We start from the raw sequence: 26336 nt of genomic DNA, 5'->3' as shown, positions 1-26336 counted from the left end.
ATACGCATTGGCGGCCAAGGCCGCCGTCCCCGCAGCGGGATCGTGACAGGACCGGTGTGCCGGTCCTAGTATGTAACCGTAGCAAACGTCATTAGGTCGGGACGCAATTCTCTGTTTCAGCACCTGATTGGAGTTTGACCGTGACGGCAGCATTGCCCGGTGGCTGCAGCCCATCCGATCCAGATGCCGTGCGTGAGCAGCTGGCCCGCATCCTGAGAAGCGGGCCGTTTCAGCAGTCGCAGCGCCGGCAGCGGTTCCTGCGCTACCTCGTCGACGAGACTCTGGCCGGCCGTGGCGATAGGCTCAAAGCCTATACGATCGCCGTCGCTGTGTTCGACCGCCCTTCCACGTTTGATCCCGTCGTCGATCCCGTCGTACGCATCGAGGCGGGGCGGCTCAGAGACAAGCTCCGCGAGTATTACGACACCCTCGGACAGACCGATCCCATTCGCATCGAGCTGCCCAAGGGGAGCTATGCGCCACACATCGAGAACCAACGGGACGCAGTCTCGGCGCACGGTCCGGATCCGATCAAAGCGCCGCCGCCCGAGCAGTTGCTGGGCGACGCCGTCGCGCGCGAGCCGACACCGCGGCGCTTCGCTCCCTTCACGACCACCGGATGGTCGCTCGCCGGGCTGCTGGCCGGCGCCGCGCTGCTGATCGCCGTGGCGAGCTTCTGGGGAAGCCGAAGGCCGCCGGTGCCCGACAATCCATCTATTGCCGTTCTGCCGTTCAACAACATCGGGCACAACGCCAGATGGCAACGGTTCGCCGATGGGATCACCGAGGACACCATCACCGACCTCACGCGCGCCAAGGACCTCATCGTGATCGCCCGCAATTCCACCGAGGTCTACAGGGATAAGCCCATCGACGTTCGAAAGATTGGCCGCGACCTCAATGTGAAGTACGTGCTCGAAGGCAGCATCCAGCCCATCGGCGAGCGCATTCGCGTCACCGCGCAGCTCATCGACAGCGCCTCCGGCAGCCACGTCTGGTCCGAGCGCTACGATAGGCCCGCCGACGATCTGTTCGCGCTGCAGAGCGAGGTTACGCAACGGATTGCCGCAACGCTCATGGGCTACCAGGGAGCCGTCGCCGAGGCGGAGCGCCGCCTCGTCAGACGCAAGCCGCCAGCGAGCCTCACGGCCTACGACACCTACCTGCTCGGCATCGAGGCGAAGCACAGGGTGACGAAGGAAAGCCTAGCCGAGGCGGAAAGCCTGCTCAACAAGGCCATCGAACTCGATCCTCAGCTTGCCCGCGCCTACGTCGCGTTGGCTGAGGTCCAATTCTATCTCATCGATCTGGGGTTGGCGCCTTCCTTCGAGGGAGCCGTCGAGGAAATGATGGATGCCGCGGAAAAGGCCGTGACGCTCGACCCCGACGACGGAAAGACCCACCTCGCCCTCGGCATGGCCTACATGTGTGGCGGCAAGCAGGAGCAGGCCGCCACCGAGCTTTCCCGTGCTGAAGCTCTCGCGTCCTCCGATGCGGACGTGCTGATTTGCGTCGCGTGGTCGCTCCCGCCGCTCGGTCAGTCGAAACGAGCCGTAGCATTGGCGGAGCGGTCACTACAGCTCAACCCGCACTATCCCGACTGGTATAATCAAGGCCTCAGCTACGTGTACTTCTTTGGCGGGCAGTACGACAAAGCCGCTGAATACAGACTGCTCGTGAAGAGGCCCCTTGCCCTCGACCACGCCTTTGCGGCGGTAACCTATGCCTATCTCGACCGCCCGAGAGATGCCGAAGCGGCCGCCGCCTCGGTCTTGAAGCTCGACCCGGTGTGGAACGCTGAGCGCTACCTCAGCGAAGGCGGCGGATTCGCGGACAGGGAAGCCGAGCTGTTCGTCGATGGCGCCCGCAAAGCGGGACTGCCGAGCTGCATGCCCTCCGCTCTGCTCAAGGACGTGCCCCACTTCATTCGCGTCAAGTCCTGCGACCGGCAGCGCGCCAGCACGTCCGGCTGATCCGCCCCGCGATCACGTCCTCGATGAGCTACTTCTGACCCAGAACGCCACCGGCTTGAAGACTGCTTTCGGACCTTAGCCTGCGTCGGGCCTGATTGCTGGTCCGTCCCAGAAGCGGTCATGGCGTGATCAGCCTTCCGTTACTCCAATGTACGCGTCGAGATGTCAGCTTCGGGATGCAGAACAGTCATCCCTTCCCGTTTATCCACCTCCAGAAGCAGTTACGCCAAACTTGCGAGCGCGTGACGGTCACTCGACGATTCAGGAGAGTGAGGAACCAAGATGATTGCCTCCGGCGCGGGCCGGCGCACGCGGAACCAGGCCGCGTAGAGCGCTGGCACGAACAGCAGCGTCAGGACCGTTGCCACAAGGAGCCCGCCCATCATGGTGATGGCCATTGGCCCCCAGAACACCGAGCGTGTCAGCGGGATCATGGCCAGGATGGCAGCGAGCGCCGTCAGCACCAGCGGCCGCGAGCGCCTCACCGTCGACTCGACGATCGCCTCCCACCGCGACAGGCCCGCGGCCACATCCGCATCGATCTGATCCACCAGGATGACCGTGTTGCGCATGATCATGCCGGCCAGCGCGATGAGGCCGAGCAGTGCCACGAAGCCAAACGGCGCATTGAACGCGAGCAATGAGAAGCTTGCCCCGATGATGCCGAGCGGCGCTGTGGAAAACACCAGGAACAAGGTCGAGAAACTCTGCAGCTGCAGCATGAGCAGCGTCAGCATGACCAGAAACATGAGCGGGAAGATCTGGAACAGCGCCACGTTCGCCTTGGCACTCTCCTCCACCGCTCCACCCGCCTCGATGCGCATGCTGGGCGGCAAATCGGCGGAGATCGTGTCGATCGCCGGCTGGATCTGCGCCGTAACGTCCGGCGCCTGCAGCCCGGGAGCGATGTCCGAGCGCACCGTCAACACCACATCCCGGTTGCGACGCCACAGGATCGGCTCCTCGAACTCGTAGTGGACGCGCGCCACCTGCGAGATGGGAACCGCCGCGCCTGAGCGCGTCGGTATGGTGAGATCCTCGAACGAGCCGAGCCCCAGACGCTCCTCGGGCACGGCGCGCGCCACGACGGGCACCAGCTCGATGCCTTCCTTGTACTCGGTGACCGTGTAGCCGGACAGCAGCGTCTGCAGCGTTTGGGAGATGTCCTGCGGCGTGAGCCCGAGCGAGCGAGCGCGATCCTGGTCGACTTCGAGCCGGATCGACTTCTTCTGCTCGTTCCAGTCGAACTGCACGTCGCGCGTGTTCGGGTTGGCACGCATGGCATCGCGCACCTTGTTCGCAACCTCGCGCACGCTTGTGCTATCCGGCCCGAGAACGCGGAACTGCACTGGGAAGCCGACCGGAGGCCCGAAGTTCAGCCGGTCGATGCGCAGGCGCGCCTCGGGAATGACGTTTTCCGCGACGAGCTTGTCGAGCCGGTCCTTGAGTCTCTCGCGCGCCTCCGCACCTTTGGTCATCATGACGATGAGTGCAAAGTTCTCGTTAGGCAGCACGGGGTTGAGAGCCAGGAAGAAGCGCGGCGAGCCCTCGCCGACATAGGTCGTATAGTAGTCGAGGTCCGGATCGCCTTTGATGAGCGCCTCGGCCTTTTTCGCCGCGGCCTCGGTGACGTTGATGGACGTGCCTTCCGGCAGGCGGATCTCGATGAAAAGCTCCGGCCGAGACGAGGTGGGGAAGAACTGCTGCTGCACCTGCGTGAAGGCGGCGATCGCCGAAACGAAGGCGGCAAGCGTGAGCGCGATCACGATCCAGCGGAAGCGAACGCTCCAGCCCACGGCGCCGCGCAACGCACGGTAAATTCGGGTATTGTAGAGATCATGCCCGCCGTGGCCCGCGCCTTGCTTGGCGAAGTTCGGTAGCAGCTTGACACCGATGTAGGGCGTGAAGAACACCGCCACGATCCACGACACCACGAGCGCCAAACCCACGATCCAGAAGATGTTGCCAGCATATTCGCCCGCGGTCGATTTCGCGAGGCCGACGGGCAGGAAGCCCGCCGCCGTCACTAGCGTGCCGGTCAACATCGGGAAGGCGGTCGAATCCCAGGCGGCCGCGGCGGCCTGCATGCGGCTCCAGCCCTGCTCCATCTTAACCACCATCATCTCAATAGCGATGATGGCGTCGTCGACGAGCAGACCGAGCGCGATGATGAGCGAGCCAAGCGTGATGCGGTCGAGGTTCAGCTCCGCGACGTACATGACGAGAAGTACCACAGCGAGCACCAACGGCACGGATGTCGCGACCACGAGGCCCGAGCGCCATCCGAGCGAGATGAAGCTCACGACCAGCACGATGCCGAGCGCCTCAACGAAGGAGCGCAGGAACTCGCTTACGGACTCTTCGACAACGCTAGGCTGGTCCGTGATCTGGTCGATCTCGACGCCGGTCGGAACTTGCGCTCTTGCCTCGGCAATGGCCAACTTCAGCCGCTCGCCGAGTTCGAGCACGTTCGCGCCGTTGGTCATGGCAACGACGATGCCCACGGACTCGGTGCCGTTGTGGCGAACGATGCTGCTAGGCGGATCTTCGTAGCCGCGTTTGATCGTGGCGATGTCGCCGAGCCGGAACGTGGCCCCGCCTGCTTCGATCGGCACTTCGGCAATAGCCGCTTCGCCTTTGAACGCCCCGGTGACGCGCACGTCGATGCGGTCGGCGCTGGTCTCGACGGTGCCGGCAGGCGTCACTGCATTCTGGCGCGCCACGCTGTCGAAGATGGCCTGCGGCGTGATGCCGAGCGTCGCAAGCTTGCGATGGCTGAACTCTATGAAGATGCGCTGCTCACGAATGCCGACGATGTCGACCTTGGAGACGCCAGGCGTCCGCAATAGCCGCTGACGCACTGTCTCGGCATAGTCCTTGAGCTTGGCGAGCGAAACGTCGCCACCCGAGAGCATGTAGATGGCGGAATACACATCGCCGTATTCGTCATTGAAGAACGGGCCCTGCACGCCCTGTGGCAGCACCGGCTTGGTGTCATTCAGCTTCTTGCGAACTTGATACCAGGCATCATCTACGTCCTTGCCGCGCGCTTGGTCCCGAAGCTGCATCTGGATGACGGTGACGCCGGGACGCGTATAGGTCTTGACGTAGTCGAACAGCTCCAGTTCCTGCAGGCGCTTCTCCAGCTTGTCCGCTACCTGATCCTGCATTTCCTCGGCCGTTGCGCCGGGCCAGGCGGCGCTGACCACCATGGTCTTGATGGCGAACGAGGGATCCTCGGCGCGGCCGAGCTTCAGGTAGCTGAACAGGCCAGCCCCTGAGAGCACGATGATGAGGAACAGGACTAGCGACGGATGCGCCACCGCCCAGGCGGACAGGTTACCCCGTGACGGGGTATGATCTTGCTCTAAGGGAGCGTTCATCGCACGATCTCGACGATACGAACGGGGATACCGGCGTCGAGCTTGTGCACGCCGGCCGCGACGATCTTCTGGCCGGACTCGAGTCCGCCCGTGACGATGGCCGAGGTTTCGGTCCATGAGCCGACATCGACGCTCTTCTTAGTCAGATGCCCGTGAGCCTCATCGATCAGCCACACGGAGGGCTGCCCCTCATCCTTGAACACGGCAGCGAGCGGCACCTTTGCCTGAGATCCATTGCCCACTCGCGCAAGATGCACCGTCGCCGTCTTGCCGAGCGCTATGCCGTCGTCGGACTTAAGGATCGAATAGCGTGCCTGGTAGGTACGCGTGGCGGGATCCGCCTGTGGAGAGACTTCGCGTAGCTTGGACGCGTACACATGATCGGGCGCCGCCCACAGCGTCACCGAGGAAATCGCGTTGCGGTCGCTGTCGATGCGGCTCTCCGGGATCGACACGACGGCTTCGAGCTCGTCGAGGCGTGCAACGCGCGCAATGAGCTGTCCGGCGCTGATGACCTGCCCCACTTCGACCGGGAGCGCCGTGACAACGCCGGATTCGGTTGCCCGAAGGTTAGTGTAGTCAAGTTGGTTCTTGGCGAGAGCGAGTGAGCGGCGAGCCCTCTCCACGCGTCCACGCGCTTCGTCTGCCGCCGCCTTCTTTTGATCATAGCCTGCGGCGCTGACCCATCCGTCCTTCGTCAGGCGCGCATAACGTTTTTCGTCGGCGTCCGTCTGCGCGAGGCTGCTTTCCGCAGCCTTGAGCTCGGCGTCGGCGGATTCGAGGGCCAAGCGGTAGTCGGTGGCATCGAGCTTCGCCAGCGTCATGCCGGGTGTCACCCTGTCGCCGACATTGATGAAGCGTTCGACGATCTTGCCGGAGACCCTAAAGCCGAGATCGCTTTGGTAGCGCGGCTTGATCGTGCCGGTATAGGACCGCGTCTCTGCCGCCCCCGTGAGCGTCACCTCTGCGGCGCGCACGGGCTGCGGCAGAGCGACGTACTCGGCACCTTCACTTTTGCAACCGGCAAGACTAACTGCGACTGAAACGAGTGCACCCGCGATCAGAATGGGGCGCGCGAGCGTCTGTGTTGGTGCAGATTTGGAGGAAGAGGGAGCACTCATGTTGAGCCTCATCGCGGTTGCGGCCTTGTGCCGGCATGGCTGATGCACTAAGTTAGTGAAGCTAACTTATAAGTAAGTGCCGCTAACTTGGCAAGGCAGAATCGACGCGCGAAGGCAAAAAAGTTAATCCTACTAACTTAGGGTGAGTGTGCTAGCTTATGGAGTCGTCGGCCGGTAGAATTGGAATAACCCGTTATGGCCCAAGCAGAAAAACTGAGAGAAAAAAAGCGGACGGCGGTGCGCTCGAAGAAGAGCTTCCACCACGGCGACCTGCGCGAGGCGCTTATTGCCGCAACCCGCGAGCTACTGATCGAGCACGGCCCCGACGGCTTCACGCTGGCGGACGCCTGCCGGCGCGCCGGCGTGACCACGGCCGCTCCCTACAAGCATTTCCGCGACAAGCGGGAGATCCTTGAAGAGATCGTCGCAAGCGGCTTCGATCAGTTACGTGAGCAGAACGCACGCGCGGTGGCCGAGAAGGGCAGCGGCACCATCGACGGCATCACCGCGATGGGCATCTCATACTTGAGGTTCGCCGTCGCCCAGCCCGCCATTTTCAGGCTCATGTTCGGCGAGCTGAAAAAGAGCAGCAAGGCGGATGGCAAGGGCGAGGACTGCCTGAAGAATGTCGTCGAAGAAGTCGCCCACTATTGCCGCAAGAACGGCCACACGACGGACGCGCAGCAGATTGCGGTGCGGCTCTGGACATTCGTCCACGGCGCCTCGTCGCTCGAGCTCGACGGCGACTACGAGCGAGTTGTTCCCGGCCTCGACGTCGACGATCTGATTGCGGATGTCACGCCAAGGCTGCTCGGCGCACCGTCGAGCGTCCGGGCGACACGCAAAAAGGGCTAGTCATTTTCCTTTTTTCACTCTCGTTCCAACTTCGCGGATGAGATGTCCCAATAGCTGCCGTTTGAGATGGCGATTGCCCGACGTGAACCTCGCCTCTCAGCATAGGCCGCCATTGAACGGTGAGCAGACATACCGCTCCACCGGAGCTCAGGCGCTTACGACCCTTAGCAGTACTGAGCTAATGCTGCATTGCGCTGCCATCAATGACCGTCGTGCCGAGAAAGCGGACGTTGCCACAAAAATTGTAGTGACCTGCCTTGCCATCACTCCGTCGATTGTGACGAAGTACTCCTTCGCCCTTCGGGTGCGGCGATGATCGAAACAGTGACTGTCAAACCGTGACTCTTAGCGACGTTCGCACAGATAATGCGGTGAGGCGCCCTTCCGAAGGAGAAATCCGCTGCGTCATGCGAATTAGGGACAAGGCGCACGGCCAATCGCTCGCGTGCCAAACAAGTTACAGCGCCCTACTAATCACTCGAATTCATAGCCGGCGGTTAACCGCAAAATTGCATCCTCGCTGTCATCGGTCAGACCAAAGGCGCCGCCGACGCCGAAGTGCGTTTCGTTTTTGCAATCGAAGCGCAGGTTGATCCCCGCGTACTGTTCCGTGCTGCTACCGTTGACCGCGTGCTGACCGAGATTGAACGGCTGCCTTGGGGCGCACTCGGCAGGTGGACACAGCACAACGATATTTCTTACGGCACCTACCTCTACGGCTGGCCGATCCAACAGTCGCTGATGGTTGCTTTTCCAAGCATCAGCATCACTGCGAACATGTTCGCGGCCTTGGTTCTGGCACCACTAGCTGGATTTGCGTCTTGGACAGCGATCGAGACCAAGGCGCTTAGTTTCAAGACGCTTTTGCCGGCGCGGCCCGATCCGATAAATCGCCAATCATAGGGTACCTTTGCACGGTCTACGGTGAGGGTCAGAGCTAGCTGGCTAGCCGCGCAACCGGTTCGTAAGACGAGTAACGTGCTATCTCTTTTCCGCCCCTGCTGAGGTCAGCTCACGCGTCTCGGCCGCTATTGTCGCGTCGCTGCCAAGACCAAGCCAGGATTGCAGCCTGATAACCGTTTCCGGCAGCAGCACGAGGTTGAGGAAGGTTGCCGAGGCGAGGCCGCCAAGGATGGTGATAGCCATCGGCGCTTCGATTTCATGACCAGGCCGGCCGAGGCCCAAGGCGAGAGGCACCAAGCCGAGCGCCGCCATCAGCGCCGTCATGAACACAGGTGCAAATCGCTCCGCCGCCGCGAGATGAATGGTGCTTGCCGACCAAGGACGGCCCTCGTTGTCGACGAGATGCTCGACATGAGCCAGCATCATCACCGAGTTTCTCGCCCCGATCCCAAACACGGTGACCAGTCCAACGAGGCTGCCCAGCGTGAGCCCTATCCCACTCGCGACGATGGCAGCCATTCCTCCGATCAAACAGAACGGCACGTTGACCAATAGCACCGCGGCGAGCGCGCGCCTCCGGAACGCTAGCGCCAGCACGATGACTACGAGCCCGATCGCGATGGCGGTCAAGAACGCCAGGCGGATCTGTCCGGCGCGTTCTTCCTCGGCGCGCCCCGCATATGAAACATAGACGGCGGGCGGCAGCTTGAGCTCGGAAATCCGAGCTTTCACATCGGCGACGATATCGCGAAGCGAGCGCTCCTCCGAGCCGTTGAAATTCACGGTGACCCGGCGCTGAGCGCTTTCATGCTGAATGTTGGAGCGTCCTTCAGCGATCTTTATGGAGGCGACGTTGCCGAGAAGCACACGAGCCTTGGAGTTGCCAATGAGCAAGTTCGCGAGCTGCTCTACGCGATCCCTCTCGGCTGGCGCCAGGATTACGACAACGTCCACCGTCTGGGCGCCAACGTAGGTCTGCCCGATCGTCGTGCCGGCAAAAGCCGTCTGCACGGCATCGAGCGCGTCCTGTGCCGTGAGGCCATAGCGAGCCAGCGCCGCATTGTCGAGCGAGAGGGAAACCGTCGGCACTTTTGCCTTGCGAGGAATGCGCAGGTCTTCCACGCCCTCGATCGACGCGATGGCCTGTTGAATCTGATCAGCCGCCGATTCAAGAGCTTCGAGTTGCGGGCCGCTGAGATTGACGACCATCTGCGCTGTCTCGCCGCTCAGGGTCTCACTGATACGGTCGCCAAGGAAGGTCATTGCCTCGGTGCGCACCTCGGGGAATCTTTCGAGAACCTTCCGGATCATGTCTTGCGCTTCGGTTTCCGTCTCCTCGTGCTCGGCGGTCAACTCGACATGGAACTCGCTCTTGTCTGGGCTCCAGGTATCCTCGCCCACCTCGGCTCGCCCGATCTGATGTCCGACAGCAAGAATGAACGGCAGTTTGAGAAGTTCGTTTGAGATGCGGATCCCTGTCGCAGCCACGTCAGCGACAGACGTCCCCTGCGCCGCCGCTGTCATTTGAATGACGAAGTGCCCCTCACGAAACTGTGGGATGAGCTCGCTGCGCAGAAAGGGGGCTACAGAGACCGCAGCAGCGGATGCAGCGATCAGTGCGGCCACGGTAAGCCCCCAGTGCCTCCGCACTGCCCTCATGCAACGAGCCTGCACGTCCTTCATGCGTTCTAGCAGGCGCGGGGTCTCCTTCGTCTCCTCGCCGGTGAGCATCAAGGCGCACAACGCCGGCGTGACGGTGAGGGCCACAACCATGGACGCAATGACAGCAATGATGAAGGTGAGCGCCATCGGTCCGATAAAGCGTCCCTGGACGCCACCAGTGAAGAGGATGGGCAGGAACACGAAAATGACGGCCAGTGTGCCGTAAAACATCGAACCTCGAATCTCGATCGAGGCCTCCTCGATAGTGGCGAGATCGTCCGTGCGACCTTCCGCCTTGGCGAGGCGAAGCCGGCGCATGATATTTTCAATGTCGATGATGGCGTCGTCGACGAGAACGCCGAGGGCAAGGGCGAAGCCGCCGAGCGTCATCGTATTGAGCGTCTGCCCGAACTCGGCCAGCACCACGATGGCAGCCAGCAGCGATAGAGGAATGGCGAGAAACGAAATCAGTGCCGCCTTCCAACTCCGTAGGAAGGCATAAAGCACGAACAGGATGAGTGCAGAACCAAGCGCAAGCGCGTGTTCGAGGTTCCCCAGCGCCCGTTCGATGAATGACGCAGGCCGGTGGAGCAGGATGACGTCTATGCCGCGCTTCTCGAGCGCCGGCTTGAGGTCCAAGAGCGCGGCCTCCACAGCCTCCGTTGCCTTCAAGGTGTTAGCCCCAAACTGGCTTGAGACCGTTACAAGGACGCCGGGCTTGCCCATGATGGTGGCGTCGCCGATCGGCACCATCGGTCCGATGGTCACGTTTGCCACCTGCCCAATCGTGACAGGTACGTTGTCCTGCATCACGACCAGGGCCTGAGCTATTTTTTCGGGATCCGGAGTCGGCGGCGTGGCATCGAGCGTTATGCGCTGCGAGCGGGTGTCGATGGTGCCGCCGCCGCGCAAGGCCACTGCGGCCCTGCCGGCTTCCATGAGTTCGGAGAGCGAAATGCCGAGACCCGCCAGTCGGTCGAGATCGGGCTGGATCTGCACTTGCCGCACTGCGCCGCCATAGACCGTCACGCGCGCAATACCCGACAGAGACAGAAGATGCGGATTGATGGTCCAGTCCGCGATGTCGCGCAGCGTGTAGGCATCGACCACATTCGAGATTAAGCCGAACTTGAGGACATCCATCGTGCTCGAGGTGAGCGGCGTGAGCCTCGGCTGCTGCACCCCCTCTGGGAGCTCTCCAGTCAGCGTGGCCAGCCGCTCCGATATGCCCTGCCGGAGCGTGAGCGGATCGGCGTCCTCGGTGAAGGTGATCAACACAACCGACAGCCCATAAACGGACTCCGAACGCATTGACTCAATGCCAGGCGCACCGTTTACGGCTGCTTCAATGGGCCGCGTGATGATTTGCTCGACGTGTTCCGGTGCAAAACCCGGCGCTTCCGTTTGGATGGTCACCTGAGGCGGCACGAACTCAGGAAAGACGTCCAGGGGCGCGTTGAGCGTAAAGAGCACTCCGGCGACCAGCCACACGACGGAAAGGGCTGCCACGGCCACTCGGTAGCGGACAGACCATCGGATGATAGCATCCATTGGCGCGCTCTAGTCGGGATCTGAGTTGGAATTGGCATCCGAGCTCGCGAGCGGCGAGCCGTGGTCGTCCTTGGTCCCGTCCTGCTCCTGAGCAGGCATCTTGTCGCGAGCCGCAGGCTTGGCGCGCGACCCGGCATCATCCCCGCGGTCGTCGTCGTCATCATCGTCGAACGAAGCGGGGTCGGCTTCACGCGATAGGAGGGCGGACGCACCCTCCACGACGACCTTCGTTCCTGGAGCAAACTCGTTGGTGATGTAACCGTCGGCGACCGGCGTCGTAAGCGTAATACGGCGGCGCTCGAACTCGCCCGGCTTGCCCTCGATGTAGCACCAGGAATCGCCAGCAAAAACCACCACGGCCGAGGCCGGCACGATCACGCCGGCCGTCGTTGCACTTCGCTCGGCATTGACCTTGGCCCGATCGCCGGGTCTTAAGCCGGGGCCGGTCGCCATGATGCCGAAGAACGAGGTGCCGGGCATGGCAAGACTGCCCGAAGGCGCCGGCCACACCGTTGTCACGGGTGTCTCCTCGCCCCCACCGAGGGCAACAATCCGCACGTTTTTTGGCCCACGCTCGTCGGAGCGCGGGAAATCGAGCCGCACCAGCGTCGTCTTGCCGGAAGAAAGCTCATCGACAAGGTTTTGGCGCTTCCCGGCCGCTAGGAATGGCGCTGACTCGCCCCAAGAGTTGCGCAATTTGAGTTCGAGCAACGCGACCTGCGTCGCGTCTGTTGCGGCCTGCCGCTCGGCATTGTCTAGACGATGCTCGCCGAGGGAGGTCGTTCCCTTGAAACGGTCCACAGTCCGTTTGCTGAACCCAAGAGCAATCTCTGCCGCGCAGATCTCGGCGTTGAGCTGAGTGAGAGGGTCAGGACTAAGGAGCGTCGCGATGCCGGAGATTTTGGTAGCCATCTCCGCGGGCGTGACGACTGCCGTTACCGGTCTGAATTTGATCTCGGCTTCGGGGCTGTAGGCCTCAGATCGCGGCTGATCACACGCGGCAATGGCAAGCGTCGCGATGCACACAACCGCACGAAAACCAGACCTAAGCGCTTCCATCGGGATTTATTCCCATAATTTTAGGGAAGAATGCCCGATCGACGTGCCATTGACCAGTCCCCCAGTAGCTTGCAGGGGCTGCCGCACGAGCACCCGTGCCCACACGGCCCTCGGGTCCTGATGAACAGCGACGCCGGTACTCCAGATCACCGTTCTTCGCCCATCGAGCGGAACGAGGGCCTCGGGCACGCGGCGCACCAAGTACCAGTAGCCGTTACGATTGATGGGTTGAGCTTCTTTGGGCTTGTTCGCCATGTCCGTCCTTCCGCTCCTTGCGGCAAGATGGACGGATGAATTGTCGACTCATATGTCGACGTATCAAGCCCTCGCGGCTACGCCATACCCCTCCCGACCCACAATTTTGTGCGATATTTCAGGAAGTTAGCGTCGATCGACTTGGCGCCCCGTAGGGGACTCGAACCCCTGTTACCAACGTGAGAGGCTGGTGTCCTAGGCCACTAGACGAACGGGGCTGCTCTCCGAAGGACGCCACCTATAGGAGAGGCCGGGCCGCCGATCAAGGACGAACTTCGCCCAAATGCACATTCCCCATGAGCCAAACGGCCGCGCGGGCGCCGGCACCGGCCCTAGCGCCCGCCCGCCCCGGGGGAGACCTCAACGCGGCGCACCACGGCCCCGCTGGCAAGGTCGAAAATCGCGATTCCGGCCCCAGAGGGCGCCTCGTAGTGGACGGCAAGGCGATCCCCGCTTAACGAGACGGACTTGACGACCGCGCCCGCCGGCAGATCGAGCCGGTCCTGTGACGGGAGCGCCGCTGCCGCAGGAGTCTCCTGAGTGGCTTCCTGAGCCTCCCGTGGTGCCGAGGGCGTCGAGGAGAGATAGATGATCCGAAGGACGACGGCCGTAAGTCCGGCAATGATGAGCAGGCCGAGAAACGACACGATGAAAACCAGGAGGCGCTCGGTACGCTTGCGCACGGCCGTTTCGTCGGCCTCACCGGCGGCCGGATCGCTCGCAGGCTGGGTCATGCCGCCGATGTCCTTCCGTATCGCGCTGCCATCCCGCAGAGCCTCCCCCATCGTCTGGATTCAAGCGGAACGTCTAACAGCTTCCCCTGTCCCAAGGCGACAGAAAAGCACGCCGCGAAAGCGCAAGGACCTCAGCCGATGATCGACCAAGACGACGAGTTGGACGACGAAGGCGAGATCGACGAAGCCGAAGGCGCGGCGGTAGCCCCGCCCAGCGGCTCCCACACGCTCACCGTTTCCGAGGACGTTGCTGGCGCACGGCTGGACCGCTTTCTCGCTGACAGGCTGGCAGGGCTGAGCCGCGCCCGCATACAGGCTCTCATCCGCAAGGGGCAGGTCCAAGGTCCGCAAGGAACCGCCACAGATCCAGGCGCCAAAGTGAGGCCCGGCCAGAGCTACGAGATCACGATCCCGCCACCGGAACCGGCAGGCCCGGCGCCCGAAGCGCTCCCGCTCGCCGTGGTCTACGAGGACAAGCACCTGCTCGTCATCGACAAGCCCGCAGGCCTCGTCGTCCACCCGGCTGCCGGTCATGCGAGCGGCACGCTCGTCAACGCCCTCATCGCCCACTGCGGAGACGAACTCTCCGGGATCGGAGGCGTAAGGCGGCCCGGCATCGTCCACCGTCTCGACAAGGACACATCCGGCCTCCTGGTCGTCGCCAAAAGCGACGTCGCGCATCAAGGTCTCGCCGAGCAATTCGCCTCTCACGGAGCCGATGGACGGCTCGTGCGCACATACGAAGCGTTCGTGTGGGGCGCTCCCCTCCGCCAAAGCGGAACCATCGATGCCAATCTCGGCCGCAGCCAGACAAACCGCACACGCATGGCCGTTCTGCGTGGAGAGCATGGCCGACACGCCGTCACGCATTACGAGGTGGTGGAGTCCTTTACAGGACCTGACGGCAAGCCCTTGGCGTCTCGGCTCAAGGTCGCACTCGAAACCGGGCGTACTCACCAAATCCGCGTGCATCTCGCCCATATCGGCCATCCCGTAATGGGCGATGCAGTCTATGGCGCGGGCTTCAAATCGAGCACGCGGCGCTTGCCGGAAAAGGCCGGAGAAGCACTGGAAAACCTAGGCCGCCAAGCGCTTCACGCCGAGGAGCTGGGCTTCGAACATCCGGTCACGCACCGCCCGCTTCACTTCACAAGTTCGCGACCAAGCGACATGGAAGCCCTTTATGCGGCCCTGAAACCAACACTGTCCGAACCGCCAAAAGCGCCGAAACGCAAGGCGAAGCGCAACGTTTCCAATCGGTAATTAGCCCGGCAGACGGATTCGGGGATAAGGTTGCGTTAAGGTTCGGAGTGTCGAACTCCTAAGCGATCTAAACGTTGAGACACGACGTAGAAGACAAAGCGGACAAGCCGGTCGATCGCCCGGCAGAACGCGAGACAACTCCCTTCCGCCAACGGAAGGGAAAGCGGATCTGGAGACGGCAGCGTCTCCAGTTCCTGAGATGGGGAGCGTAAACTGGCTGGTCAACCCGGCCAGAGCGTTTGAGACAAATGGCAACAAAAACTCTTCCGACGATTGCTGGCGGCTCCGGTGGCCTCTCTCGGTATCTCGAGGAGATCCGCCGTTTTCCGATGCTCGAGCCCGATCAGGAATACATGCTGGCCAAGCGTTGGCGCGAGCACGGTGATCCGGATGCGGCGCAGGAGTTGATCACTTCGCATCTTCGCCTCGTCGCCCGCATCGCGATGGGCTACCGCGGCTATGGCCTGCCGATCGGCGAGGTCATCTCCGAGGGCAACGTCGGCCTGATGCAAGCGGTCAAACGCTTCGAGCCGGATCGCGGCTTCCGCTTGGCGACCTATGCCATGTGGTGGATCCGCGCCTCGATCCAGGAGTACATCCTGCGCTCGTGGAGCCTCGTGAAGATGGGCACCACCGCGGCCCAGAAGAAGCTGTTCTTCAATCTGCGCCGCGCCAAGAGCCAGCTCCAGGCGCTCGAGGAAGGCGATCTCAAGCCCGAGCACGTGAAGTCGATCGCGAAGAAATTCGGCGTGTCGGAAGAAGACGTCGTCTCGATGAACCGGCGCCTCGGCGGCGATGCGTCGCTGAACGCTCCGGTGCGCGCGGATTCCGAATCCGGCGAGTGGCAGGACTGGCTGGTGGACGACACCCCTGACCAGGAGGAGCAGCTCGTCGAAACGGAGGAGATGGGACGGCGCAAGTCCTATCTCAGCGATGCCCTCTCGACGCTGAACGACCGCGAGCGGCGCATCTTCGAAGCACGTCGCCTTGCGGAAGATCCGGTCACGCTCGAGGAGCTTTCCAGCGAGTTCGGCGTCTCGCGCGAGCGTATTCGCCAGATCGAGGTGCGCGCCTTCGAGAAGGTGCAGAAGGCGGTGCAGAACGCATCGCGTCTCGAAACCGGCGACGTGAGCTGAAGCACGTCGGCAAGAATCAAATGAGCAGCAAAGGTCGTTCCGCCTGAAAGCGGAGCGACCTTAGTGAAGCTGAAGCCACTCGCGGGCGCTCTTCTGGGCGGCCGCGATTTGCTTTTTGGTCATCTCGCGCGAGATTTCCTGGCGATAGCTCTTGGCGGCCTGGTTGCCGCGTAGCGCCGCGATGTTGAACCACTTGTGCGCCTGGATCAGATCGATTTCCACGTCCCGTCCCGCGCAATACATAAGCCCCAGCTGGAAAAGGGCATCCGCCCCGTCCACCTGCGCCGAGCCGTCTACGACGTCCTCGGCCGAAAAATCAAAACGTGCCATTCCTGTTTACCTCTGAGCACTTATCGGTCGAACTCCGAGCCCCTGCCGATCCGCCGCAAAAGCCGCGAACGTGGGCCTCTTGACGATAACGATAGGTCCGACTGCGATGAAAAGCGGTAAACGAGGGAACAGGCGTTTCGAAAAGAACGCCTTTCCCGGCGACTCGTTTCGAGCCAATCGGGTGACTTCCGGTCACCGGGAAATTCAAGTTTAACGAATTCCGTAACCTCCGGCTAACCATGCCGGAAGATTGACGGAGACGTCACGCAAGAGCGCTCGAAAGCCCGCGCTGCACGGCCTCGCGCTCGGCAAGCCGCGCAAGCCAAGCCTTTACGCGCGGAAAATCGTCGATGTTCTGGCCCTGCCGCTGCCAGTGAACCATCCAGGGATAGGACGCGATGTCGGCGATCGAATAGTCGTCGGCAATGTAGCTGCGGCCCTTGAGCCTCTTGTCGAGCACGCCGTAGAGCCGCGTCACTTCCTTGGTGTAGCGCTCGATGCCGTAGGCGACCTTCTTCGGCGCGTAATGGCGGAAGTGGTGCGCCTGCCCCGCCATCGGACCAAGACCGCCCACCTGCCAGAACAGCCATTGGTCCACCAGCACACGGCCACGCTCGTCCTTCGGATAGAGCTTCCCGGTCTTGCGTCCGAGATACTGGAGAATGGCCCCGCTCTCGAAGATCGAAATCGGCTCTTTGCCCGGGCCGTCCGGATCGACGATGGCCGGCATCTTGTTGTTGGGAGAGATCGCGAGGAAGCGGGGCTTGAACTGATCGCCCTTGTTGATGTCCACCGGCTTGATGCGATAGGGCAGCCCGCACTCTTCCAGCATGATGCGGATCTTGTGCCCGTTCGGTGTGGGCCAGAAATAGAAGTCGATCGGCTTTTGCGCCATTGGAATCCCCCCAGATAGAGCCGTAGCTAGATTGTGAGCACAGTGGAGCCTGTCGTGTTGCGCGCTTCGAGCGTGCGATGAGCGTCGGCGGCATCCCTAAGTGCGAACGTCTGGTTGACCTGGATCTTGATCGCGCCCGACAGCACCATCCGGAACAGATCCTGTGCGTTTGCGTCGAGTTCCGCGTGCGTCGCCGTATAGGCCATGAGCGAAGGCCGGGTCGCGAACAGCGAACCCTTGAGCGCCGTGAGCTCGAACGGCGGCACCGGGCCTGAGGCATTGCCGAAGCTTACCCAAAGCCCTTTCCTGCGCAGACAATCGAGCGAACGCGGATACGTATCCTTGCCGATGCCGTCGTAAACGACGTGGCAGCCTTCGCCGCCGGTGATCTCGCGCACGCGCGCCACGAAATCCTCGCGCGACGTGTTGATGACATGGGCAGCGCCGTGCGCACGCGCCAGCTCCGCCTTCTCGTCGGTGCTGACGGTCCCGATCAGCGTCGCGCCGAGTGCACGGGCCCATTGGCAGGCGATCAGCCCAACGCCGCCCGCCGCAGCATGAAACAGCAGCACCGTTCCGGGGCCGACGTTGTAAGTCTCCCTAAGTAGATAGCGCACCGTCATGCCCTGCAGCATCATGGCCGCAGCCGTCTGGTAAGCGATCCCGTCGGGGAGCTTCACAAGCCGGTCGGCGTCGATCAGGCGCTCTTCGGCATAGCCCCCGAGCACGCCCGCGTAGGCAACGCGATCCCCAACCGAAAGCGACGTCACGCCGGGCCCCAGCGCCACCACATCGCCCGCCCCCTCCATGCCGATCACGGCCGGTAGAGTGGCGAGCGGGTAGAGACCGGAGCGATGATATACGTCAATATAGTTCAATCCGGCGGCGCGCTGTTTGATTCGCACCTGTCCCGGGCCGGGCACGCCAACCTCGATTTGCTCCCAAGTCAGACGATCCGCACCGCCGACGGCATGCACGCGCACCCCATGCACCATTTGAGCAACTCCATGAAACGGATTGAGAATTGATGTCGCTCGGGTTCGCCTCGCCGGATATGGCCCTTCGGGCGCCAGGAGACTGCCTTGACCCTGCCACGGCTGCCTTCTATTGGCTCCCTCAAGTGATCACAAGAGGCCGGAAATGAGCATGTGCCACGCCGCCACACGAATTGCGGCGCACTTGGCTGTGGTCGCGGGAGCATTGGCCCTGGGAGCCTGCGCAATCGGCGCGGGACCGGAGATCGAGACACGTGCGGGCCTCGGCTGCGTGGACGACTCACCCGAATGCATCAGCCGCCGGCAAGCCACCCTGCGCCATATGGTCGACGACAAGTCCCGGAGCTGGGTCCACGAGAGCCCCACGCCCGAGGCCTACGCGTCCGGCGTGCGCCTGTTCGCCTACAAGACCAAGAAGAAGGAGCTTTCCTGCGACGAGCTGAAGCGCGGGAAGCTGGAGGCCGACACCGCGCGCACAAGCCTGGCGAGCATGGGCACGCGCCTGACACCCGCCCAGGTTTCCCGCAGCGCCATGCTGGCAGGCGAGGTGGGCCGCGAGCTGCAGGCCGAGCTCAATCGGCGTTGCAAGAAGGCCTGACCCTGGCCAAACTGGATTTCCTCCCCACATAGGGAGCCACGAACCGCCCTCCATGCCGCGAGCCCCTCGCCCGGCCCTCATGACATGAAAGACGTTTGCCAATGGCACTTGAGGCAGTTGTCGACACGATCGTGACTTTCGTCAGAGAGCACGAGAACTGGGCGGCACCGATCGCGTTCCTCGTCGCATTCGGCGAAAGCTTCTGTTTCCTCTCCCTTCTGATACCCGGCACGGCCATTCTCGCAGGCATCGCGGCCCTGCTCGCTGCCAGCGGCATAGAGGTCTCGGTGCTCACCCCCGCCATCATCGCGGCAGGTCTAGGCGGCACGCTCGGCTACGCCGTCTCCTTCTGGATCGGCCGCTACTTCAAAGATAGCGTGCACAAGATCTGGCCGTTCAGCACCCGGCCCCACCTCATAACGCAGGCCGAGGAGTTCTTCGACAAATACGGCGCTTTCGGCGTGTTCCTCGGCCACTTCTTCGGCCCCGTGCGCGCCGTGCTGCCGGTCGTCGCCGGCATGTTCCGGATGCGCGAGCTGCCGTTCCAGATCGCCAACATTCTGAGCGCGTTCATCTGGGCGGCCGGCGTGATCGCCCCCGCCTTCTTTCTCGTCACCTTCAAGACCGAGGTGCTGGGCTTCCTCGCCGCTCACGAGTATGCGGTCGCAACCGCGCTGTTCCTGCTGGCGGTGGCCCACAGTATCCCCCGCCCCATCCTGTTCGTACCCACGCTGATCCTCGTGTTCGGCCTCGGCACGCTCATGGTGATCGGAAACGGCAACTTCCCGCTGATGTGCCTCTCGGCGGCAGCGGGCGCCTTCGTCGGAGACTTCTACGCCTATTACAAAGGCATCCTCCACAAGGAGGACCGCATCGCCACGTGGCCGTTCTCCGCAACCCAGAAGCAGCACGTCGAAGCGCGCGCCTTCGCCGAAAGACACGGCTACCTGAGCCTGATCCTCAGCAAGTTCCAGGGCTTCAACCGCGGCCTCGTGCCCCTCGAGATCGGCGCGCTGGAGCGTCCGGTGCTGCCGTTCGTCGCCGTGAGCGCCGTCTCCGCCCTCGCGTGGTCGGCAGCCCTTCTCGCGCCCGCCCTCGTCATCGGATACTTCACCGCACGCGCCTGAGACGGGTTCTAGGCCGAGGGTTTCCGCAGAATGGCGGAGCACGCATAGTCGCGGAACGGCCGCTCGAACGACAGGGACGCGCCTGTCTCCGAAGCAACCCGCCGAAGCTCCGCCTCGAGCTCCGCCCTGGGCTCCACCGAAAACTTCCGGAGCCACGCTCTGAGCCCAGTGCGAAAAGCACCTGGCAGCCGCCCTTGCTCGCCGAAATCGACGATATGCAGCGATCCCCCGGGAGCGACGGCATGGAGCGCGCGGTCGATCGTCTCTCGCCACGGCGGGATCATCGACAGCGCATACGAGATGAACACCCGGTCGAAGCCATCCACGCCGAACAGGTCCCTGGGCTCGAAACGCGAGGCATCCGCCTGCCCGAGCGTGATGCGCCGGCTGAGACCCGCTTTGGCAACAGAGGCCGCCGCCGTCTCCAGCATGGCACCCGATACGTCGAAGCCGAAGAAGCGCGCGGAAGGATAGCGCCTGGCCGCCAGAATGAGGTTGCGCCCCGTGCCGCAGCCCACTTCCAGAACGCTTCCGCCCAAGGGAACGTCGAGCGTATCCAGCAGTCCGTCTCGGCCGAGGAGATAGTACTTACGGGACGCGTCGTAGATGTGCCGCTGCAGGCGATAGATCGCGTCCATTTCGGCGGCGGCATCCGCCATGGGCTAGCCCTCGAACGTGTAGAGGTGGAATCCGCCGTAGATCGACGAGCGATCGAAGACGCCCAGTGCTCGGGATTGGGCGGCATCGTAGCGGAAGCGCCCGAGGATCGCATTCGGAACGCGTCCGGGTAGGATCGTTTCCTCGCCCGCCGTCCGGAAGATCACGCGGCATCCCGGCTTGCCCGTCCGCACGATCTCGCTCCACAGCGCCGTGAGCTGCTCGTCCGTCATCCAGTCCTGAGCGTCGAGCAGCACGTAGGCGTCGTAGGTGGGCGCGGAGAAGCTGCGCAGATGCTCGGCAAACGACGCATGAACCACGGTGACGTTGCCGACGCGGGACTTCAACGTCTCCCAGTTCGCGCGCTCGAGATAGGGTGGAAGCGGCCCCGCGCCACCCGCAGCGTATCCGCGGCCGAACGCCTGCCAGGCGAAATAGTTATCCTTGAGATCGAACCCGTAGGCGAGGCGCGCCAAGCGCTCCTTGAGCACGTCCGCCATCTGCGGCGCATCACCCTTGAGCGCATCGAACTGCGAGGGCGGAATGCCGAGCCCGAACAGGGAGGCGGGCTTGTCCATGAGCCAGCGCATGTGGCGCATCTCGAACAACGGCGCCAGCTCCTCCTGGAAAATCCGCTCCTGATCCGCCCGGTCCTTCGCCTCCAGCATCCTGGCCGGGTTGCGGCCATGGATGCGTGCCATGAGATGCCCCGCCGTGATGAAGCTGCCGAGCAGCCCTTGGCGGTAGAACCTGCGGCCGAAATAGCTGATGCGGCGGCGGCCGAGGGCATCCCGCCCTTCCCAGTAGGCACGCGTGGCCGCGTCGAGATGAGGGGCGAGCAGGCTGTCGTAGATCTCAGCCGTCTTCGCATCTGCCGCCGACACGAAAAAGCGTGCGAAGGTCTCGTAGTCCGGCGCACGCGCGACGGCAGCCGTCTTGAGCTTGTTCAGCGCCACATGCGCCGGGTTGAGATCGAGCGCCGTCACCCGCACATCCGCCGCCGTCACGTAGGAGAGCACGTTGCAGCCGCCCGAGGCGATGGCGGCCACGTTCTCGCCGGGCTTCAGCGCCATGGCCTTGAGGTCGACGACGGGATCTTCCCAGATCTGCGGATAGACCAGGCCGGAGAACGCCCAGGTGAAGAAGCGCTCCTCGAGGCCCTTCCGGCTTGCCACGCCATACCGGTGCACCGCCTCCGCCAGCCGATGGTTCTTCCGGCTGCCGCGCAGGGCGTCTTCACCTTGTACGTGCGCCTCAGCCACTCCGCTCATGGAAAATCCCCCGAATATGCTTATTCATTGGGCCCGACTAACGACTTCATGTTGCAGCCCTGTGACAGGAGGGCGGCAGGTCTGTGGACCCCGTGCGACACGTGGCATCCCGCCCCAGGCCCCGGCGCCGTTCGGCTTGCCTCTGGCCGCAAGATCCCTTAGACGAGGCGTCATAGATCGGACATTCGGGCGAAGCGCCCGGCATTCACAGGATTTTTCGCCCATGACCGCCCGTCATCACCGCAAGGTCGAGATTCAGAAGAAGAAGGCCCGCCGCGCCATTCCCCGCTCCAAGGTGACGCGCATCCAGGGCAACACCGCAGCCGCCCGCAAGCGCCTGAAGAAGCTCTCGGGCAAGACCCGCGCCGCCAAGGCCAAGGCTTCCGCCTAATCATCCTGCGTGCATGAGCAGTCAGCGCCTCGGACGCGGCCCGCGTCCGGGGCTTTTGCTGTTAGTGAGGCTCAACGCCGGAATACGGTGATAGCCTCCACGTGCGCCGAGTAGAGGAACTGGTCGATCGGCGTCACGGGCCCCATGCGATAGCCCCCGTCCAGCAGGGTTCGCGCATCACGGGCCAGGGTCGCCGGGTTGCAGGAGACGGCGATCACGGTCGGCACCTTCGACTTGGCGAGCCGCTCCGCCTGCTCGGCCGCACCCGCCCGCGGCGGATCGAGCACCACCGCGTCGAAACCCGCGAGCTCCCGCGCCGACAACGGATCGCGATAGAGATCCCGTACCTGCGCCGTGACGGGCTTCAGCCCCTGCGTATGACGAACCGCGCCCGTGAGCGCGGTGATCGCCCGCCGGTCGCTGTCGTAAGCCGTGATCGACGCGCGCCGCGCCAGCGGAAGCGTGAGCGTCCCCACCCCGCAGAACAGATCCGCGACGGTCTTCGCAGACTTCGGCAGCGCCGCAACGCACAGCTCGGCCATGAGCCGCTCCGCCTGCGGCACGGCCTGCAGGAAGAGCCCCGGCGCAATCTCCACCTCCACGCCGGCAATGGTGACGACCGGACGTCCCCCCGCCACGATCAGTTCGCCTCCGACCATCAGCCGCGCGAGCCCCATCTTCTGCGCAAGCGCGCCGAGCTCCGCCCGCTCGTGAGGCGAGAGATCCTTGCGGCCGTTGTCGAACGAAACGTCGAGCCCACGGTCGAGGCGCGTCACCACCAGCCGCCCGCCCGCGCGATCCGGCATCACCCGCTGCGCGATGACGCGCAGGCCGGGAACGGCCGAGACGATCAAGGGATCGAGCACCGGACATTCCACGAGATCGACGAGGGTATGCTGCCCCTCCTCACGAAAGCCGAGGATGACATCCGCGCCGCGCCGCTCGACACCCAGAAACGCGCGCCGCCGGGAGCGCGCGTCCACCACCACCGTCTCTTTCACGTCGGCGTCTATGCCGCGATGGCGGAACGCCTCCACAACGAGACCGCGCTTCCAATCCCGGTAAAGACCGGGAGACATATGCTGTGCAAGGCACCCGCCGCATTGCATGAAATGGCGGCAAACAGGCTCGGCCCGCTCTGCGCTGTCCGTTATGCGACGGTAGCCGTCATCGCTCCCGCGCCACTGCTCGCCCGCAAGCGCGAACGGCACGTACACCGTCTCGCCATCGAGCGTGGCGACGCCGTCGCCTTTGGCGCCGAGCCGCTCGATGACGAACGCGCCGCTTTCCCGAACCGAGCCCTCACCCATCGAGATGCGCTCCCAAAAGAAACTCCTGATTTCCCGAGCCGCCTTCGATGGGCGACACGATCACGCCGTCCACGCGCCATCCTGCAAGAGAGCCGACCCACGCCGCGATCTTCTCCGCCTGCGCGTCTCTCACCTCGGCATCCCGCACGATGCCGCCTTTCCCGATCGCCTGCGGCCCGGCCTCGAATTGCGGCTTCACCAGAGCAACGAGCCAGGCCCCCGCATCGGCAAAGGCAAGACCGGCCGGCAATGCCTTCTCGAGCGAGATGAAGCTCACGTCCGCGACGATGGCCCCCACCTTTCGCGTGATCTCCCGCGAGGAGAGCGCACGTGCATCCATCCCCTCGAGCGACGTCACCCGCACATCCTCGGCGAGGCGGGGATGGAGTTGCCCATGCCCCACGTCGACCGCGAACACATGCGCTGCCCCGCGCCGCAGCAGCACCTCCGTAAAGCCGCCGGTCGAGGCCCCGATGTCGAGTGCGGCCCGGCCCGCCGGATCGAACCCGAAGGCATCGAGCGCGGCTTCGAGCTTGAGGCTGCCGCGCGAGACATAGTCGGCCGCCTCCAGAAGCTGGATCGGCACATCCTCCGGCACCAGCGCACCAGGCTTGGTCTGCACGGCCCCGCCTACGCTGACCGCTCCGCGAACGATCAGATCACGTGCGCGCGACCGGGTGGGAACTAGTCCCCGCGCAAGAAGCACCTTGTCGAGCCTCAGCCCCATGAATTGCCGATTCCGTCCTGAACTTTCTGTCCTGCCCGCTGGTTCTGCCACAGAGGGAGGCTATATAGCGTAATGAACTTTTCTCACGAGGCAGCCAGAAGTAGACGGAGACTATTGATGATGAAACCCAATCGTCGGAACTTCCTTGTCGCAGCAGGTGCCGCGGGCCTCCTCTCCGCTGTATCCGTTGGCGGAATCCGCCGCGCCTTCGCGGAGACGCCGTCGGGCCCGTTTACCTTGCCGGCGCTGCCCTATGATCCGGCCGCACTGGAGCCCCATATCGACGCCACCACCATGGGCATCCACCACGGCAAGCATCATGCCGCCTACGTCAACAACCTCAACAACGCGCTCAAGGATCACGGCGAGCTGGCCAAGCTTCCGCTGGAGGAGCTGCTCGCCAAGCTCCCGGAGGTCCCGGATGCAGTCCGCACCGCGATCCGCAACAACGGCGGCGGCCACGCGAACCATTCCATGTTCTGGCAGATTATGGGCGCACCCGGCGGCCCCGGCCCGGACGGCGCTCTGAAGGAGGCCATCGACCGCGACCTCGGCGGCCTCGAAAAGCTCCAGGCCGACTTCAACACCGCGGGTACCAAGGTGTTCGGCTCGGGCTGGGTGTTCGTCACCGTCGACAAGACCGGCAAGCTCGCCCTCGTCTCGAAGCCGAACCAGGACACGCCGCTCATGGACGGCGGCCGCGTCCTCATCGGCAACGACGTCTGGGAGCACGCCTACTATCTGAAATACCAGAACAAGCGCGCAGACTACCTCAAGGCCTGGTGGAACGTCGTGAACTGGAAGGCCGTCGCCGACCGCTACGCCGCCGCACAGGCCGGCAAGCTCGCGATCTGATCTCGACGCATAGAGCCGATAGCGATGTTCCCCATCGCTATCGGCTTTCTTACGTCAATCGCGCAAGGCATACCGCCCCGGGCCGTTGGCGAACAACAGCAACAAGCCGCCCGCAAGGCCGAGATTCTTGAAGAAGCTGATCATCTGCATGCTGCCGCCATCTCCCGACCAGGCGGAGTGAAACACCAGCGCAGTGACGATGCAGAAGACGGCGAGGATGAGACCGGCCCAGCGCGACAAAACTCCGAACAGGATGGCAAGCCCGCCACCGAGCTCCGCGGCGATGGCAAGAGGCAGCAGAATGCCGGGAAGCCCGTAGGCTTCCATGTATCCGGCCGAGCCGGCATAGTCGGTGATCTTTCCAATGCCTGCCCAGATGAACACGGGCGCGATGAGAAGGCGCGCGGCGAGACTGGCGAGGTCGTGCGTGGATGTCATGGTTCAACCTATGTTGTAAGGGTGGGCCCGACTGCACGCTGAACCTAGCTGCTTCGCCAGATCAGGTCACGGCCTCGCTGATGAGCCCGGCCGAAAGCCATCCGTTGAGATATTGGGCGACCCGCAGCGCCGCCGTGTCCGGATCGTCATAGACGGCTGCCATTTCCGCGAGTCCCGCGAACGCCTTGCCGCGCGCGGCCTCGCTCCACAGCATATGCTCTTCTGCCCCCAGCCTCCGCACCGAGGGAACAGTGTTCCGGCGCCAGACGAGAAAAGCATGAGGCCCCTCTAGGACGGCCGCGGGGGCAGCCTCCTCATCCTTGAGAGCGCGCCAGATCTCGAAGGCGTTGGTCTCGAAGTCCAGCACGGCAGCCGACGGATGCGGAACGAAGGCGAGCCCGCCCCACGTCTCCGGCGGATGCTGCGCAAGCCCCGCAAGATCGAGCACCGGCGCATCCGGCGCATCGAACGCGAGGTCGAGCTGCCGTTCGAGCAGCGCGATCTCGCGAAGCTCGGGCTCTGCCACAAACGGATCGCGCGACAACAGCTCTGGCACCTCGCTCGCATACCAGCGCGCATTCGCATGCCGAGACGGGTAGAGCGCCACATAGCGCTGCGCCATGAGGGTGAACGCCTCGTCTCCCATGTGGCGTGCGAGCATGGGATAGGCGTTCCGCACCACCTCCACGAGACGCCCCACGTAAGCGTTCCGGTAGACGCCGAGCAGCACCGCGTTGCTCGTGCGCGAGTTGGCGGGGATGAGCGCGAGTACGTCATCCGAGCCATCGACGATCGCCGCCTGAAAACGGGCCTGCAGCTCCGCAAGAGACGGCGGCTTCGCGGTCAT

24 protein-coding genes and 1 tRNA gene are annotated in these 26336 nt (G+C 63.6%); 9 read left to right on the top strand and 16 right to left on the bottom strand.

The genetic code is table 11. From position 1 onward, the window contains the following. Nucleotides 1–140 precede the first annotated feature (140 nt). Complete coding sequence (locus PE058_RS07025; protein WP_271030214.1) at nt 141–1973, top strand: tetratricopeptide repeat protein; 1833 nt, start codon at nt 141–143, stop codon at nt 1971–1973. Between the two features lie 221 nt (nt 1974–2194). Here PE058_RS07025 and PE058_RS07020 read toward each other — a convergent pair whose 3' ends face one another. Together PE058_RS07020 and PE058_RS07015 are read right to left on the bottom strand one after the other, a co-directional pair. Then, complete coding sequence (locus tag PE058_RS07020; RefSeq protein WP_271030213.1) at nt 2195–5356, bottom strand: efflux RND transporter permease subunit; 3162 nt, start codon at nt 5354–5356, stop codon at nt 2195–2197. Then, complete coding sequence (locus PE058_RS07015; RefSeq protein WP_271030212.1) at nt 5353–6477, bottom strand: efflux RND transporter periplasmic adaptor subunit; 1125 nt, start codon at nt 6475–6477, stop codon at nt 5353–5355. The genes PE058_RS07020 and PE058_RS07015 overlap by 4 nt, the downstream gene beginning before the upstream one ends. A 195-nt stretch (nt 6478–6672) precedes the next feature. On the opposite strand from PE058_RS07015, the gene PE058_RS07010 reads away from it, so the two are divergent. Both PE058_RS07010 and PE058_RS07005 read left to right on the top strand, forming a co-directional pair. Further along, the gene (locus PE058_RS07010) at nt 6673–7332 is read left to right on the top strand and encodes a TetR/AcrR family transcriptional regulator (protein WP_083929329.1); all 660 of its coding nucleotides are present in this window, start codon (nt 6673–6675) and stop codon (nt 7330–7332) included. Between the two features lie 558 nt (nt 7333–7890). Further along, complete coding sequence (locus tag PE058_RS07005) at nt 7891–8235, top strand: hypothetical protein (protein ID WP_271030211.1); 345 nt, start codon at nt 7891–7893, stop codon at nt 8233–8235. Between the two features lie 78 nt (nt 8236–8313). Here PE058_RS07005 and PE058_RS07000 read toward each other — a convergent pair whose 3' ends face one another. The 5 genes from PE058_RS07000 to PE058_RS06980 all read right to left on the bottom strand — a co-directional run bounded on the left by PE058_RS07000 (nt 8314) and on the right by PE058_RS06980 (nt 13496). After that, complete coding sequence (locus PE058_RS07000) at nt 8314–11448, bottom strand: efflux RND transporter permease subunit (RefSeq protein ID WP_271030210.1); 3135 nt, start codon at nt 11446–11448, stop codon at nt 8314–8316. A 9-nt stretch (nt 11449–11457) separates the two neighbouring features. Next, nucleotides 11458–12360, bottom strand: coding sequence for a hypothetical protein (locus PE058_RS06995; protein ID WP_271030209.1), 903 nt, complete (start codon nt 12358–12360; stop codon nt 11458–11460). A gap of 153 nt (nt 12361–12513) precedes the next feature. Beyond that, entirely contained in the window at nt 12514–12762 is a 249-nt protein-coding gene (locus PE058_RS06990; protein WP_271030208.1) for a hypothetical protein, read from the bottom strand. 142 nt (nt 12763–12904) lie between these two features. Continuing rightward, nucleotides 12905–12980: transfer RNA gene (locus PE058_RS06985), tRNA-Glu, on the bottom strand. A 114-nt stretch (nt 12981–13094) separates the two neighbouring features. Next, nucleotides 13095–13496: a DUF6476 family protein gene (locus tag PE058_RS06980; protein WP_271030207.1), complete on the bottom strand. Its 402-nt coding sequence runs from the start codon at nt 13494–13496 to the stop codon at nt 13095–13097. Between the two features lie 138 nt (nt 13497–13634). Between PE058_RS06980 and PE058_RS06975 the strand changes: the two genes are divergently transcribed. Next, complete coding sequence (locus PE058_RS06975) at nt 13635–14759, top strand: RluA family pseudouridine synthase (protein ID WP_271030206.1); 1125 nt, start codon at nt 13635–13637, stop codon at nt 14757–14759. 248 nt (nt 14760–15007) lie between these two features. Next, entirely contained in the window at nt 15008–15895 is an 888-nt protein-coding gene (gene rpoH, locus PE058_RS06970; protein WP_020087666.1) for an RNA polymerase sigma factor RpoH, read from the top strand. 60 nt (nt 15896–15955) lie between these two features. Here rpoH and PE058_RS06965 read toward each other — a convergent pair whose 3' ends face one another. The 3 genes from PE058_RS06965 to PE058_RS06955 form a co-directional block, all read right to left on the bottom strand. Then, nucleotides 15956–16225 (bottom strand): SEL1-like repeat protein, encoded by a 270-nt coding sequence (locus PE058_RS06965; protein WP_020087665.1) that lies wholly within the window; start codon nt 16223–16225, stop codon nt 15956–15958. 262 nt (nt 16226–16487) lie between these two features. Further along, nucleotides 16488–17120, bottom strand: coding sequence for a glutathione S-transferase N-terminal domain-containing protein (locus PE058_RS06960; protein WP_271030205.1), 633 nt, complete (start codon nt 17118–17120; stop codon nt 16488–16490). Nucleotides 17121–17146: 26 nt separating this feature from the next. After that, nucleotides 17147–18115, bottom strand: coding sequence for a quinone oxidoreductase family protein (locus tag PE058_RS06955; RefSeq protein WP_271030204.1), 969 nt, complete (start codon nt 18113–18115; stop codon nt 17147–17149). Nucleotides 18116–18260: 145 nt separating this feature from the next. Between PE058_RS06955 and PE058_RS06950 the strand changes: the two genes are divergently transcribed. Then, nucleotides 18261–18713, top strand: a complete 453-nt coding sequence (locus PE058_RS06950) for a hypothetical protein (protein ID WP_156827556.1) — start codon at nt 18261–18263, stop codon at nt 18711–18713. A gap of 101 nt (nt 18714–18814) precedes the next feature. Continuing rightward, nucleotides 18815–19840 carry a DedA family protein gene (locus PE058_RS06945; protein ID WP_020087661.1) on the top strand — a complete coding sequence of 342 codons (1026 nt, stop codon included), beginning with the start codon at nt 18815–18817 and terminating at the stop codon, nt 19838–19840. 8 nt (nt 19841–19848) lie between these two features. Here the strand turns inward: PE058_RS06945 and PE058_RS06940 are convergent, their stop codons facing one another. After that, nucleotides 19849–20499 (bottom strand): class I SAM-dependent methyltransferase, encoded by a 651-nt coding sequence (locus PE058_RS06940; protein ID WP_271030203.1) that lies wholly within the window; start codon nt 20497–20499, stop codon nt 19849–19851. 3 nt (nt 20500–20502) lie between these two features. Further along, on the bottom strand, nt 20503–21768 hold the full coding sequence (locus tag PE058_RS06935) for a DUF3419 family protein (protein WP_051113883.1): 1266 nt from the start codon (nt 21766–21768) through the stop codon (nt 20503–20505). A gap of 223 nt (nt 21769–21991) precedes the next feature. Here PE058_RS06935 and PE058_RS06930 point away from each other — a divergent pair, with 223 nt between their 5' ends. Continuing rightward, on the top strand, nt 21992–22159 hold the full coding sequence (locus PE058_RS06930; protein ID WP_020087658.1) for a hypothetical protein: 168 nt from the start codon (nt 21992–21994) through the stop codon (nt 22157–22159). Between the two features lie 71 nt (nt 22160–22230). Here PE058_RS06930 and PE058_RS06925 read toward each other — a convergent pair whose 3' ends face one another. Further along, nucleotides 22231–23469 carry a class I SAM-dependent RNA methyltransferase gene (locus PE058_RS06925; RefSeq protein WP_271030202.1) on the bottom strand — a complete coding sequence of 413 codons (1239 nt, stop codon included), beginning with the start codon at nt 23467–23469 and terminating at the stop codon, nt 22231–22233. Beyond that, nucleotides 23462–24196 (bottom strand): TlyA family RNA methyltransferase, encoded by a 735-nt coding sequence (locus PE058_RS06920; RefSeq protein ID WP_020087656.1) that lies wholly within the window; start codon nt 24194–24196, stop codon nt 23462–23464. Before PE058_RS06920 ends, PE058_RS06925 begins: the two co-directional genes overlap by 8 nt. 117 nt (nt 24197–24313) lie before the next feature. On the opposite strand from PE058_RS06920, the gene PE058_RS06915 reads away from it, so the two are divergent. Further along, nucleotides 24314–25051, top strand: a complete 738-nt coding sequence (locus tag PE058_RS06915; protein WP_020087655.1) for a superoxide dismutase — start codon at nt 24314–24316, stop codon at nt 25049–25051. A 54-nt stretch (nt 25052–25105) separates the two neighbouring features. On the opposite strand, the gene PE058_RS06910 is transcribed toward PE058_RS06915, so the two are convergent. Both PE058_RS06910 and PE058_RS06905 read right to left on the bottom strand, forming a co-directional pair. Continuing rightward, entirely contained in the window at nt 25106–25489 is a 384-nt protein-coding gene (locus PE058_RS06910) for a DoxX family protein (RefSeq protein ID WP_020087654.1), read from the bottom strand. 61 nt (nt 25490–25550) lie between these two features. Further along, a complete protein-coding gene (locus tag PE058_RS06905; RefSeq protein ID WP_271030201.1) occupies nt 25551–26336 on the bottom strand; it encodes an HvfC/BufC N-terminal domain-containing protein in 786 nt (261 codons plus the stop codon).

It is taken from the genome of Hyphomicrobium sp. DMF-1 (assembly GCF_027886585.1).
GTDB lineage: Bacteria > Pseudomonadota > Alphaproteobacteria > Rhizobiales > Hyphomicrobiaceae > Hyphomicrobium_C > Hyphomicrobium_C zavarzinii.
This window is presented reverse-complemented; position numbering and strand designations above follow the sequence as displayed.

Excerpts from the sequence above, each read along its gene's own strand:
- PE058_RS06905 (WP_271030201.1), bottom strand. The coding sequence starts at position 26,336 with ATGACCGCGAAGCCGCCGTCTCTTGCGGAGCTGCAGGCCCGTTTTCAG.
- PE058_RS06925 (WP_271030202.1), bottom strand. The coding sequence starts at position 23,469 with ATGGGTGAGGGCTCGGTTCGGGAAAGCGGCGCGTTCGTCATCGAGCGG.
- PE058_RS06945 (WP_020087661.1), top strand. The coding sequence starts at position 18,815 with ATGGCACTTGAGGCAGTTGTCGACACGATCGTGACTTTCGTCAGAGAG.
- PE058_RS07010 (WP_083929329.1), top strand. The coding sequence starts at position 6,673 with ATGGCCCAAGCAGAAAAACTGAGAGAAAAAAAGCGGACGGCGGTGCGC.
- PE058_RS06940 (WP_271030203.1), bottom strand. The coding sequence starts at position 20,499 with ATGGCGGATGCCGCCGCCGAAATGGACGCGATCTATCGCCTGCAGCGG.
- PE058_RS06920 (WP_020087656.1), bottom strand. The coding sequence starts at position 24,196 with ATGGGGCTGAGGCTCGACAAGGTGCTTCTTGCGCGGGGACTAGTTCCC.
- PE058_RS06955 (WP_271030204.1), bottom strand. The coding sequence starts at position 18,115 with ATGGTGCATGGGGTGCGCGTGCATGCCGTCGGCGGTGCGGATCGTCTG.
- PE058_RS06975 (WP_271030206.1), top strand. The coding sequence starts at position 13,635 with ATGATCGACCAAGACGACGAGTTGGACGACGAAGGCGAGATCGACGAA.
- PE058_RS06930 (WP_020087658.1), top strand. The coding sequence starts at position 21,992 with ATGACCGCCCGTCATCACCGCAAGGTCGAGATTCAGAAGAAGAAGGCC.
- PE058_RS06990 (WP_271030208.1), bottom strand. The coding sequence starts at position 12,762 with ATGGCGAACAAGCCCAAAGAAGCTCAACCCATCAATCGTAACGGCTAC.
- PE058_RS06965 (WP_020087665.1), bottom strand. The coding sequence starts at position 16,225 with ATGGCACGTTTTGATTTTTCGGCCGAGGACGTCGTAGACGGCTCGGCG.
- PE058_RS06950 (WP_156827556.1), top strand. The coding sequence starts at position 18,261 with ATGAGCATGTGCCACGCCGCCACACGAATTGCGGCGCACTTGGCTGTG.
- PE058_RS07000 (WP_271030210.1), bottom strand. The coding sequence starts at position 11,448 with ATGGATGCTATCATCCGATGGTCTGTCCGCTACCGAGTGGCCGTGGCA.
- PE058_RS07020 (WP_271030213.1), bottom strand. The coding sequence starts at position 5,356 with ATGAACGCTCCCTTAGAGCAAGATCATACCCCGTCACGGGGTAACCTG.
- PE058_RS06995 (WP_271030209.1), bottom strand. The coding sequence starts at position 12,360 with ATGGCTACCAAAATCTCCGGCATCGCGACGCTCCTTAGTCCTGACCCT.
- rpoH (WP_020087666.1), top strand. The coding sequence starts at position 15,008 with ATGGCAACAAAAACTCTTCCGACGATTGCTGGCGGCTCCGGTGGCCTC.
- PE058_RS06980 (WP_271030207.1), bottom strand. The coding sequence starts at position 13,496 with ATGACCCAGCCTGCGAGCGATCCGGCCGCCGGTGAGGCCGACGAAACG.
- PE058_RS07015 (WP_271030212.1), bottom strand. The coding sequence starts at position 6,477 with ATGAGTGCTCCCTCTTCCTCCAAATCTGCACCAACACAGACGCTCGCG.
- PE058_RS06960 (WP_271030205.1), bottom strand. The coding sequence starts at position 17,120 with ATGGCGCAAAAGCCGATCGACTTCTATTTCTGGCCCACACCGAACGGG.
- PE058_RS06915 (WP_020087655.1), top strand. The coding sequence starts at position 24,314 with ATGATGAAACCCAATCGTCGGAACTTCCTTGTCGCAGCAGGTGCCGCG.
- PE058_RS06910 (WP_020087654.1), bottom strand. The coding sequence starts at position 25,489 with ATGACATCCACGCACGACCTCGCCAGTCTCGCCGCGCGCCTTCTCATC.
- PE058_RS06935 (WP_051113883.1), bottom strand. The coding sequence starts at position 21,768 with ATGAGCGGAGTGGCTGAGGCGCACGTACAAGGTGAAGACGCCCTGCGC.